Raw genomic sequence first — 11,837 nt, forward strand, 5'->3', positions numbered from 1 at the left:
AACCGCGGCCCGCGCACCAGGCGCTCCGATGCCGTGCGCGCGCCTCCCGAGATCAGAGTCGACGACGGTACGTTTCCCACCCCGCGCCGGCGGGGTGTTTCAGGAATCGAACCCAAATCGACCGAAGTAACCGTCGTCTTCGCACCGGGAGGTGCGTTCACGGCTACGACAGTAGGGGGCCGGCTCCTCGGCCGTCATCCGGTTTTCTCCGCCCGGAGGACCGCAGACCACAACACCGCGGCCCGGAGCGGGTGCTCCGGGCCGCGGTGTGTGCGTGGTGTCCGCGGTGGGTCAGCAGACCACCTGGTGGCAGGTCAGGAAGCCACCGGCGCCATCTTGTCGACGATGCCGGGGTGAGCGTCCATCCACTTCTGAACGCCCTCCTCCTCGTTGCCCTTACCGGCGTCCTGGATGGCCGCCTCCAGGCTCCCGAGTTCCTTCTCGGTCATGTGCCACTTCTTGAGCCACCCGTTGAACTCGGGGAACTTCTCCGGGAAGGACTTGTTGGCGAGCGTGTGGAGCTGGTTGCTGGCCCCGAACGACTGCTTCGGGTCGGCCAGCTTGGTGAGCTTGTACTTGCTGTACGCCCAGTGCGGGGACCACAGGACGACGGCCACCGGCTCCTGCTTGGCGTACGAGCGCTCCAGCTGCGCCAGCATCGCGGGCGAGGAACCGTCGCTGACCTGGTACTCCTTGTCCAGGCCGTATGCCTTCAGCACCTTGCTCTTAAGTATCTTCATCTCGCCGGTGCCCGGCTCGATGCCGATGATCTTCCCCTTGAAGGTGGACGACTTGCCCTTCAGGTCCGCCAGCGACTTCACGTCCTTCACGTAGGACGGCACCGCGATCTCCAGGGAGGTCTTGTCGTACCACGACCCGACGTCGACCAGATTCTTCTTGTATCTGTCCCAGTACTGTTTCTGGGCGACCGGTAGCCAGCCGTCGAACTCGACATCGACCTGCCCGGTGCTCATTCCGGTGAACATGGAGCCGACGTCGTACTGCTTGATCGACGGCTTGTAGCCACGCCGCTCGAGGACGTTCTTCCACAGGTAGGTGGTGGCGACGTCCTCGTCCCACGGGAAGTAGCCGATCTTCGGCGCGGCTCCGGCGTCCTTGCCCTTCTGCTCGCCGCCGGGCACCGGGGCCAGCTTGTTGACCAGGCTGGGGTTCTTCTTGAGCCAGGCGCGTACGCCCTCCTGCTCCTTGCCCTTACCGGCGTCCTGGATCGCCGCCTCCAGGCTGGTGAGCTGCTTCTCGTCCAGCTTGAAGTTCTTGATCCACTTGGCGACCTGCGGGTTGTCCTTGGAGAAGCCCTTGCGCGCGAGGGAGTCGATGCGGTCGCCCTTGCCGAAGGCGCCCTTGGGGTCCTTCAGCTTGATGAGGTTGTACTTGTTGTACGCCCAGTGCGGGGACCACAGGGTGACCGCGATCGGCTCCTGCTTGGCGTAGGAGCGGTCCAGCTGGGAGAGCATAGCCGCGGTGGAGCCCTTGACCAGGGAGAAGTTCTTGTTCAGGCCGTAGCCCGGCATGACCTTGTCCTGCATCAGCTTCATCTCACCGGCACCGGGCTCGATGCCGACGATCTTCTTCTTGAAGGTGCCGGACTTCTTCTCGAGGTCCTCCAGGGTCTTGACGCCCTTGACGTACGAGGGCACCGCGACCTCCAGGGAGGTGGGGCCGTACCAGGAGCCGAGGTTCTCCAGCTTGTCCTTGTACTTCGCCCAGTACGAGGCGTGGGTGGTGGGCAGCCAGGAGTCCGTCTCGAAGTCGATGTTGCCCGCGGCCATACCGGTGTACAGCGCGCCGACGTCGTACGACTGGACCTTGGGCTTGAAGCCGCGCTGCTCCAGGAGCTCCTTCCACAGGAAGGTGGAGGCGACGCCCTCGTCCCAGTTGATGTAACCGATGTTGACCGACTGGCCCTTGCCGACGTTGGCGGAGACCTCGGGTCCCTTTTCGTCGTCGCCGAACATGCTCATGCCGCCGGCGACGAGTGCCAGGACGACGACGCCGACCATGGCGACGGAGGTCGCGGGGCGCCAGTGCAGCACCTTGAGGCCGCTGAGCGCCTTGGCCTTCTCCTTGGCCAGCGCACGGCGGGCCAGCGGGGAGACGCGCTGGTTGAGCGCGCTGGTCATCCGGTCCAGGTACATGGCCAGGATGACCACCGCGATACCGCCCTCGAAGCCCATGGCGACGTCGACGGAGCTGATCGCCTGGAAGACGGTGGAGCCCAGGCCCTCGGCGCCGACCATGCCGGCGATGACGACCATGGACAGCGCCAGCATGATCACCTGGTTGACGCCCGCCATGATGGTGGGCAGGGCCAGCGGGAGCTGGACGCGCAGGAGGGTGCGGCGCGGATGGGTGCCGAAGGCGTCGGCCGCCTCGACCAGCTCCGCATCCACCTGCCGGATGCCCAGTTCCGTCATGCGGACGCCCGGGGGCATCGAGAAGATGACGGTGGCGACGACGCCGGGGACCACCCCGAGGCCGAAGAAGAAGATGCCGGGGATCAGGTAGACGAAGGCGGGCATCGTCTGCATGAAGTCCAGCACCGGACGGATCACGGCACTCACCGCGCGGTTGCGCGAGGCCCAGATGCCCAGCGGCACCGCGAACACGATGGTGATCACACCGGCGACCAGCACCAGTGCGAGGGTGTTCATCGCCTCGCCCCACAACTCGATCGAGTCGATGAGGGCGAATCCCAGGAAGGCGAGCACGGCGGGCAGCAGCCCGCGCAGCCACCAGGCGAGCAGCGCCAGGATGCCCGCGAACAGCAGCGGCTCGGGGCCGCTGAACACGGTGTTCAGCCCGTCGTACATGCCCTGGACGACGCTGGAGATGAAATCGAAGAGCCAGCTCAGATTGTCTCGGAGCCAGTTGACGCCGGAGTTGATCCAGTCGCCGAGCTGAAGTCTAGGCACCGGTGATCACCTTCTTGACGGCCTCGGGCGCGTCCGGGGTGTCGGTCGGCGGCTGCGCGCCGTCGGGTCCGGCGTCCGGCTCGCCGAGGACGGCGAGCAGCCGGGCACGGGTGACGACGCCGACGAGCGCACCGTCGTCGTCGGTGACGGCGACCGCGACCCCGCTGAGCGAACAGGGCCGGAACAGCTCGATGATCGGCGTGGACTCGGGGACGGTGGCGGGGGCGGCCGCCAGCACGTCCTGCTCGGTGCGGAGCGTGGTGCCGTCGTCGGTCTTGCTGCCCAGCGCCTCGCTCGGTTCGGCCATGATCGCGCCGGCGGTGAGCACCCGGCTGCGGTCGACGTCCTGGGTGAAGGAGGCGACGTAGTCGTTGGCCGGGGTGACCAGGATGTCCTCGGCGGTACCGATCTGGACGATGTGGCCGTCGCGCATCACGGCGATACGGTCGCCGAGCCGCATGGCCTCGTTCAGATCGTGGGTGATGAAGACGATCGTCTTCTTGAGCCGCTTCTGCAGCTGGAGCAGCTGGTCCTGCATATCGCGCCGGATCAGCGGGTCGAGCGCGCTGAAGGACTCGTCCATCAGCAGCATGTCGGCGTCGGTGGCCAGGGCGCGGGCGAGGCCGACGCGCTGCTGCATACCGCCGGAGAGCTCATCGGGCCAGGACTTCTCCCAGCCGGCCAGGCCCACCATCTCCAGCGCCTCGGTGGCGCGCCGGATGCGCTCCTCGCGCGGCACACCCTGCACCTCGAGGCCGTAGGCGGCGTTCTCCAGCACGCTGCGGTGCGGGAAGAGGGCGAAGTGCTGGAAGACCATGCTGATCTTGCGGGACCGCACCTCGCGCAGGTCCTTGGGGCTGAGCACGGTCAGGTCGTCGTCGTCGAAGAGCACGCGTCCCGCGGTCGGCTCCAGCAGCCCGTTCAGCATGCGCAGCAGCGTGGACTTACCGGATCCGGACAGACCCATGACGACGAAGATCTGACCCTCTTCGACGGTGAAGGAGGCATCGATGACCGCTGCTGTCGTCCCGCTCGCGCGGAGCTCTTCACGGTCCGCGCCGCTCTCGAGCTGCGCCACCGCCTCATCGGGTCGTCTGCCGAACACCTTGTATAGGCGTTCGGCTCGCAATGTGGCCACATGTACCTCTCAGATCGCACCAAAAAACGACCCGCCACCCCCGCCGGCGGGTCGTGGAGCGGCACGGCATCGGACCGCGGACCGCCGCAATAGTTGAAGTACTGAACGGGTTCGCTCCGGGGGCGCGCCTGCCCTGATCGGTTTGGCGTAAACCAAACAGTGATCCAGATCACATTATCCCAGGAATTCCGTCCGTCGGGTAGTGCATGATCGGGGGGTGACGCGACGCCTGATGCTCCTCGACACCGCCTCCCTCTACTTCCGGGCCTATTTCGGAGTGCCGGATTCGGTCCGGGCTCCCGACGGTACGCCGGTGAACGCCGTGCGCGGGCTCCTCGACTTCATCGCCCGGCTCGTCCAGGACCACCGCCCGGACGACCTGGTGGCCTGCATGGACTTCGACTGGCGCCCGGCCTGGCGGGTCGCGCTGATCCCCACGTACAAGGCCCACCGGGTCGCCGAGGAGGCCCCGGAGGGCGCCGGGGTGGACCAGGAGGAGGTGCCGGACACCCTCTCCCCGCAGGTCCCGGTGATCGACGAGGTGCTCGACGCGATCGGCATCGCGCGGGTGGGCGCCGCGGACTACGAGGCCGACGATGTGATCGGCACGCTCACGGGCCGGGCGAGCGGCCCGGTCGACATCGTCACCGGCGACCGCGATCTGTTCCAGCTGGTGGACGACGAGCGCGGAGTGCGGGTGCTCTACCCCGTCAAGGGCGTGGGCACGCTGCAGCCGATCGACGAGTCCTACGTACGCGAGAAGTACGGGGTCGACGGCCGGGGGTACGTGGATCTGGCGCTGCTGCGCGGCGACCCCAGCGACGGGCTGCCGGGGGTGCCCGGCGTCGGCGAGAAGACCGCCGCCAAGCTGCTGGCCGCCCATGGCGACCTGGCCGGGATCATGGCAGCGGTCGACGACCCCGCCGCCAAGCTGACCCCGACCCAGCGCAAGCGGCTGGACGAGGCGCGGCCGTATATCGAGGTCGCCCCGAAGGTGGTGCGGGTCGCCTCGGATGTGGCGCTGCCGACCTTCGATCCGGCGCTGCCACGGTCACCGCGCGACCCCGGGGCCGTGGAGGCGCTGGCGGAACGGTGGGGCTTGGGCGGATCTTTGCGGAGATTGCTGTCCGCTCTCGAGGGGTGAGCTGTTAGGTTAGGTATACCTAACTCTAATTGATCAGGGAGGTGCCATGGCGGACCGTCCGGCCCGTAAGACGCGCACGCCGCATCGCGCACAGGTGGTGCGCACCGACCGGCTGACCCCGCACATGGTGCGGGTCGTCCTGGGCGGCGACGGCCTCGCCGACTTCCACGTGGGCGAGTGGACCGATCACTACATCAAGCTGCTCTTCCCGACCGGGGGCGCCACCTACCCCGAGCCGTTCGACCTGGAGCGGATCCGCGCCGACTTCCCGCGCGAGCAGTGGCCGGTCACCCGGACGTACACGGTCCGGGCCTGGGATCCGGCGGCCCGCGAGCTGACGGTGGACTTCGTGACCCATGGCGACGAGGGGCTGGCCGGGCCGTGGGCCTCCCAGGTCCAGCCGGGCGAGGAGATCCACTTCATGGGGCCGGGCGGCGCCTACGCCCCGGGCGCCGAGGCCGACTGGCATCTGCTCGCGGGGGACGAGAGCGCGCTGCCCGCGATCGCCGCCGCGCTGGAGCGGCTCACCGACAGCCGGGCGGGCGGCGCGGCCGAGGTGCCGGTGCACGCGTTCATCGAGGTGGCGGACGAGACGGAGGAGCTCAAGCTCACCGTGCCCGAGGGGGCCCGGGTGAGCTGGCTGCACCGGGGCGCCGCACCGGTCGGCGAGGCGCTGGTGGCGGCCGTCCGGGGGCTGGAGTTCCCGCCCGGGCAGGTGCACGCCTTCGTCCACGGCGAGGCGGGCTTCGTGAAGGAGATCCGCCGCCATCTGCGCCTCGAGCACCAGATCCCGCGCGAGTGGCTGTCCATCTCCGGTTACTGGCGGCGCGGCCATGACGAGGACGGCTGGCAGGCGTCGAAGCGGGAGTGGAACCAGCAGGTCGAGGCGGAGCAGGAGAAGGCGGAGCCCGAGGAGGCCGCGGCGTAGGGGACGCGGCGCGTACGACCATCAGGCCCCGGCCGGGAGCATCCGGCCGGGGCCGTTGTGTATTCCGGCGCGTGTTCCGGCCCCAGCAGGCACGGCAGAGTACCGGCGTCGATCCGACGGCGGAGAGCGCACTCCGGCTCACAGGAGATGGCTGCGAAGCCTTGACATATGGTCATATGAGCTCCTCACACGCCTTTTTCACACCTTCCGCATCTATCGCTCTTTTGGTTCACTCACAACGAGCGAGAGTTCCGGCACCGCGGTAGATCTCGGCGCCGACCAGTTCTCCGCACGACTCGCCCTACTGCGGCCGGCCCCAGGCACGAGTCACTCTCAAGTCGCCAGCACCGGTCATGCCGTCTCCGCTGAACGCCGTGGCGTCCCGGGCCGTGGGGTCCGTCTCCCTGCCACCCCTCTGTACAGCGGAACCCAGTGCGGTCAACGGCCGCGTTGCCCATCCCTCCCGCTTCCGGCACACCCACACACCAGAGCAGGACGATCGAACAGGAGAAACCTCATGCCCATCACCTCCCTCACCCCCAGCCAGGGCGCGGTCGGCACCAGCGTCAGCATCAACGGCACGGCGCTGGGCACCACCGTCTCGGTGAACTTCGGCGGCGCCGTCGTCAGTCCGGCGACGGTCTCCAACACCCTGGTCACCTTCGTGGTTCCCTCCACCGCGCCGTGCTCGGGCCAGGTCTCGGTCAGCACCAACCTGTCGAACGGCACCAGGACCAACGCGGTGCCGTTCTTCGTCATCGCGAGGCCGACGACCACAGGGCTGAGCGAAACGTGCCTGCCCGCCGCCGGTGGTGCGCTCACGGTCTTCGGCACCGGCTTCGCGGCCGGCGGCACCGTCAACGTGGGCGCCCTCACACCAGTCGCGTTCGCCGCCGGCGGCAGCAACACCTCGGTCACCGTCACCGCTCCGGCTCACGCACCGGCCGGCTGCTTCGACTCCCAGGGGGTCACGGTCACCACGGCCGGCGGCACGGGCACCGCGGGCACCACGCTGGTCGACTACTACAACGCGCCGTCTCTGACCGCCGCCACGCTGGCCCCCGCCACGGGCCCGGCGGGGACCGAGACCACCATCTCCGACGCCACCTGCCTCATCGGCGTCACCGACGTCACGTTCACCGACTCGGCGGCCACCGTCTTCGCGGGCCTGCTCTTCACCCCCATCGACGACACCTCCCTCGTCACCGCGGTGCCCGCCGCGGCGGCCGCGGGCGCCGGAGCCTTCACGGTCACCACATGTGGTGGCACATCCGGCCCCGCCGCCTTCACGGTCACCTGATCCACCGACCGTGGCCGGGTAGGAACGACACCCCGCACGGTCCCCGCTCGGATCAACGCCGCACGGCACACGCTGAGCGCCGATCCCCCGCGCCCTGGCCGACAGCCGCCGGTCAGGGCGCGGTCGTCCTCATGGCACAAGAAGGAGAACGAGCATCATGGCTCCCGTAGTGAGCAGCGTGACTCCCTCTCAGGGCAGTCCATCGGGGGGCACCCCCGTCACGATCAACGGTTCCGGTTTCACCGGCGCCATCGTGGTCAGGTTCGGCTCCAACCTGGCCACCAATGTGGTCGTCGCGAGCAGTACGCAGATCACGGCCAGAACACCCGCGGGAAGCGGCACCGTGAAAGTGACGGTCACAGGACCGACGGGGACCAGCACCCAGAACGTGTTCTTCCTCTACACGACGGTCGCGGCACCGGTGCTCACCGCGCTCAGTCCGGCCTCGGGGCCTACCAGCGGCGGCAATACGGTCACCATCACCGGCACCAATCTGGCCGGGGCCACCCAAGTCCTCTTCGGCGCCAACCCCGCCACCATCCTCACCAACACCCCCACCCAAATCACCGCCACCGCCCCCGCAGGCACCGGCACCACCAACGTCACCGTCACCACCCCAGGCGGCACCAGCAACCCCCTCGCCTACACCTACACCACCATCTCCACCCCCACCATCACCAACCTCAACCCACCCAACGGCCCCACCTCCGGCGGCAACACCGTCACCATCACCGGGACCGGACTCTCAGGTGCCATCCAGGTGCTCTTCGGCGCCACCCCTGCCACCATCCTCACCAATACGGCCACCCAAATCACCGCCACCGCACCGGCGGGGCCGCCGTCCGTGGTGAACGTGACCGTCACCACGCCGGGGGGCACCAGCAATCCGCTGCCGTACGTCTATGTCGCCGCCCCGGTCGTCATCGGTGTGAGCCCACAGTTCGGTCCGGACACCGGCGGTAACACCGTCACCATCACCGGCAGCAACCTGGCCCTGGCCAGCGCCGTCAACTTCGGCCCCACCCCCGCCACCGGCTTCACCGTGATCTCCGACAATCAGCTGACGGCGACCGCTCCTTCCGGAACCGGCACGGTCGTGGTCACCGTAACCACACCGGGCGGCACCAGCACTTTGGGCCCCGGCAGCCCGTATTACACCTACCTCGGTGCTCCGGTCATCAATACGCTTGTCCCGAACCAGGGCTCGGAGTTGGGCGGCGACTCCGTCACGATCAACGGGTCCAACCTCACGTACACCGACTCCGTGACCTTCGGGGGAACCCCGGCCTCCTTCAGCGTGCTCTCGGACACCCTGGTCGTGGCGACGACGCCGACCCACGCGGCCGGAACGGTCAATGTCCAGCTCCACACCCCCGCGGGCAACAGCAACACCCTCCCCTTCACCTACGACCCGGCCTGAGCCCACCGAAGTGAGTGACAGGCTCAGCCGACCGAGGAGTACGCCACAACCCCGCGCAGCAGTTCGTCGACCGCGCGGCGGGCGTTCCGCGCCACCGTGCCCTCCGGGGCCGCCGCGGCGATCTGGCCGAGCACATCGATCAGTTGCTTGGTCCAGCGCACGAAGTCACCGGCGGGCATGTCGATTTCCCGCAGCACCTCGTCGAGCCCGTGGCCGGACGCCCAGCGGTAGGCGGCCCAGGCGAAGCCCAGATCGGGCTCGCGCTGACCGACGCCCTCCGCCTGGTTGATCTTGTGCTCCTCCTCGAGAGCGTCCAGCCGCCCCCATATGCGGACCATCTCGCCGAGCGCGTCCTTGGCCCGGCCCGGGGGCAGTTTGGGCGGCAGCGCGTCATCGGCCGTCCGCGCCTCGTAGACGAGCGCGGAGGCACAGGCCGCGAGCTCGGCGGGGGGCAGCCCCTCCCAGACGCCCTCGCGCAGACATTCGCTGGCCAGCAGGTCCAGCTCGCCGTACAGCCGCGCCAGCCGCCTCCCCACGTCCGTGACCTCGTCGCCGCGCAGATAGCCGAGCTCGCTCAGCAGGGAGCAGATCCGGTCGAAGGTGCGGGCGATGGTGTTCGTGCGGCCCTCGATGCGCCGCTCAAGCTGCCGGGTGTCGCGCAGCAGCCGCTGGTAGCGCTCGCCCCAGCGGGCGTGGTCCTCGCGGTCGCTGCAGCCGTGGCAGGGGTGGGCGCGGATGGCCGCGCGCAGCCGGGCGATCTCGGTGTCGTCGGCGGCGGCCGAGCGCTCCTTACGGCGGCGCCCCACATCGTGGTGACCGGCCTTGGTGCGCAGCGCGGACGCCAGATCGCGGCGGGACTGGGGGCTGCGCGGATTGAACGACTTGGGGATCCGCATCCGGTCCAGCGGCTCGACCGGGACGGGGAAGTCGATCGACGCCAGCCGCTTGACCTGCCGCTCGGCGGTGAGCACCAGGGGCCGCGGCCCGTCGTGGTACTCCATGCCGCGGTGGCCGCCGACCCGCCCGGCGGGCAGCCCGGGATCCAGCACCAGCGCGAGCCCGGCGAACTTGCCGGTGGGCACATGGATGACATCGCCGGGGCGGAGCTTCTCCAGGGCGACCGCGGCGGCCGCACGCCGCTGGGCCGCGCCCTGCTTGGCCAGCTCGGTCTCGCGGTCCTTGAGCTCGCGGCGCAGCCGCGCGTACTCCTCGAAGTCGCCGAGATGGCAGGTCATGGAGGCGCGATAGCCCTCCAGCCCCTCCTCGTTGCGCTGCACCTGACGGGTGATGCCGACGACCGCCTTGTCGGCCTGGAACTGCGCGAAGGAGGTCTCCAGCAGCTCGCGCGAGCGGTGCCGCCCGAACTGGGAGACGAGGTTGACCGCCATGTTGTACGACGGCTTGAAGGAGGAGCGCAGCGGATACGTCCGGGTGCCGGCCAGTCCGGCGAGCGCCGCGGGGTCCATAGTGCGCTGCCACAGCACCACCGCATGGCCCTCGACATCGATACCGCGCCGCCCGGCCCGGCCGGTCAACTGGGTGTACTCACCGGGGGTGATGTCCGCGTGCTGCTCGCCGTTCCACTTGACGAGCTTCTCCAACACCACCGAACGGGCGGGCATGTTGATGCCGAGCGCGAGGGTCTCGGTGGCGAAGACGGCCTTGACCAGGCCGCGGACGAAGAGCTCCTCGACAACTTCCTTGAAGGTGGGGAGCATTCCGGCGTGGTGGGCCGCGATGCCCCGCTCCAGCCCCTCCAGCCATTCGAAGTACCCCAGCACATGGAGGTCTTCGTCGGGGATCCCGGCGGTGCGCTCCTCGACGAGGGCCCGCACCCGGGCGCGCGCCGCCTCGTCGTTGAGCCGCAGCCCCGCGTGGAGACACTGCTGGACGGCGGCCTGGCAGCCGGCCCGGCTGAAGATGAAGGTGATGGCGGGGAGCAGCCCCTCGGAGTCGAGCCGGTCGATCACCTCGGCCCGGCCGGGGGTCCAGATCCGGCTGCGCTGACGGCGCTCGCGCTCCCGGTCGGCCTCGCGCATATTGCGGCCGCGGCGCTTGTCGCGGCCGAAGGTGGGGCGGCTGCTCTCCATCCGGGCCAGCCGGACGAGATCGGGGTTGACCTCGCGGCGCCCGCTCTGGTCGCCGTCCTGGCCGCTCTTCTCCTCGAACAGGTCGTACATCCGGCGCCCGGCCAGCACGTGCTGCCACAGCGGCACGGGGCGGTGCTCGGAGACGATGACCTCGGTGTCACCGCGGACGGTGTCGAGCCAGTCGCCGAACTCCTCGGCATTGGAAACCGTCGCGGAGAGTGACACCAGCGTCACCGACTCGGGGAGGTGGATGATGACCTCCTCCCAGACGGCGCCGCGGAACCGGTCGGAGAGATAGTGGACCTCGTCCATCACCACATGGCCGAGGCCGAGCAGCGACTGGGAACCGGCATAGAGCATGTTCCGCAGCACCTCGGTGGTCATCACGACCACCGGGGCATCGGAATTGACGCTGTTGTCCCCGGTGAGGAGACCGACCTTGTCGGCGCCGTAGCGCCTCACCAGGTCGGTGTACTTCTGGTTGGACAGCGCCTTGATGGGCGTGGTGTAGAAGCACTTGCGGCCCTGGGTCAGCGCCAGGTGGACGGCGAACTCGCCCACGATGGTCTTGCCCGAGCCGGTGGGGGCGGCGACCAGCACGCCCTTGCCGGACTCCAGGGCCTTGCACGCCTCGATCTGGAAGGGATCCAGCTCGAAGTCGTACATCTCGCGGAAGGGGGCCAGCGCGGTGGCCTGCTCGGCGGCCCGGGCGCGGGACGCCGCATAGCGCTCGGCGGGAGATAGCTCGTCGGTCATCGTATCTACGAGCCTACCGGCCACCTCCGACAGCGCACGCGATCTTTATCGGGGCTTTGTTCGGCCCGCCGCAGCTTCGTTCGGTCCGCCGGGCCGGGACGGGGCCCTGGAAGGCTGCCCTGCCCGTG

General features: G+C 69.1%; 7 protein-coding genes. 4 read left to right on the forward strand and 3 right to left on the reverse strand.

The genetic code is table 11. From position 1 onward, the window contains the following. Positions 1-314: 314 nt before the first annotated feature. Together J5X86_RS18100 and J5X86_RS18105 are read right to left on the reverse strand one after the other, a co-directional pair. Positions 315-2,933, reverse strand: a complete 2,619-nt coding sequence (locus J5X86_RS18100) for an ABC transporter permease/substrate binding protein (protein ID WP_208517827.1) — start codon at positions 2,931-2,933, stop codon at positions 315-317. Next, the gene (locus J5X86_RS18105; RefSeq protein WP_208517828.1) at positions 2,926-4,071 is read right to left on the reverse strand and encodes a glycine betaine/L-proline ABC transporter ATP-binding protein; all 1,146 of its coding nucleotides are present in this window, start codon (positions 4,069-4,071) and stop codon (positions 2,926-2,928) included. The genes J5X86_RS18100 and J5X86_RS18105 overlap by 8 nt, the downstream gene beginning before the upstream one ends. Positions 4,072-4,303: 232 nt before the next feature. Between J5X86_RS18105 and J5X86_RS18110 the strand changes: the two genes are divergently transcribed. The 4 genes from J5X86_RS18110 to J5X86_RS51980 all read left to right on the forward strand — a co-directional run bounded on the left by J5X86_RS18110 (position 4,304) and on the right by J5X86_RS51980 (position 8,863). Next, positions 4,304-5,215, forward strand: coding sequence for a 5'-3' exonuclease (locus tag J5X86_RS18110; protein ID WP_208518026.1), 912 nt, complete (start codon positions 4,304-4,306; stop codon positions 5,213-5,215). Positions 5,216-5,261: 46 nt separating this feature from the next. After that, entirely contained in the window at positions 5,262-6,143 is an 882-nt protein-coding gene (locus J5X86_RS18115; protein ID WP_208517829.1) for a siderophore-interacting protein, read from the forward strand. A gap of 517 nt (positions 6,144-6,660) precedes the next feature. Next, on the forward strand, positions 6,661-7,443 hold the full coding sequence (locus tag J5X86_RS18120; protein WP_208517830.1) for an IPT/TIG domain-containing protein: 783 nt from the start codon (positions 6,661-6,663) through the stop codon (positions 7,441-7,443). 157 nt (positions 7,444-7,600) lie between these two features. Beyond that, entirely contained in the window at positions 7,601-8,863 is a 1,263-nt protein-coding gene (locus tag J5X86_RS51980; protein ID WP_208517831.1) for an IPT/TIG domain-containing protein, read from the forward strand. Between the two features lie 23 nt (positions 8,864-8,886). Here the strand turns inward: J5X86_RS51980 and J5X86_RS18130 are convergent, their stop codons facing one another. Next, the gene (locus tag J5X86_RS18130) at positions 8,887-11,709 is read right to left on the reverse strand and encodes an RNA helicase (protein WP_208517832.1); all 2,823 of its coding nucleotides are present in this window, start codon (positions 11,707-11,709) and stop codon (positions 8,887-8,889) included. Positions 11,710-11,837: the final 128 nt, after the last annotated feature.

Origin of the sequence: Streptomyces sp. NEAU-YJ-81, assembly GCF_017592595.1 — a bacterium.
Classification (GTDB): Bacteria; Actinomycetota; Actinomycetes; order Streptomycetales; family Streptomycetaceae; genus Streptomyces; species Streptomyces hygroscopicus_B.

Coding starts and splice junctions, on each gene's coding strand:
- J5X86_RS18110 (WP_208518026.1), top strand. CDS start 4,304: ATGCTCCTCGACACCGCCTCCCTCTACTTCCGGGCCTATTTCGGAGTG.
- J5X86_RS18115 (WP_208517829.1), top strand. CDS start 5,262: ATGGCGGACCGTCCGGCCCGTAAGACGCGCACGCCGCATCGCGCACAG.
- J5X86_RS18120 (WP_208517830.1), top strand. CDS start 6,661: ATGCCCATCACCTCCCTCACCCCCAGCCAGGGCGCGGTCGGCACCAGC.
- J5X86_RS51980 (WP_208517831.1), top strand. CDS start 7,601: ATGGCTCCCGTAGTGAGCAGCGTGACTCCCTCTCAGGGCAGTCCATCG.
- J5X86_RS18130 (WP_208517832.1), bottom strand. CDS start 11,709: ATGACCGACGAGCTATCTCCCGCCGAGCGCTATGCGGCGTCCCGCGCC.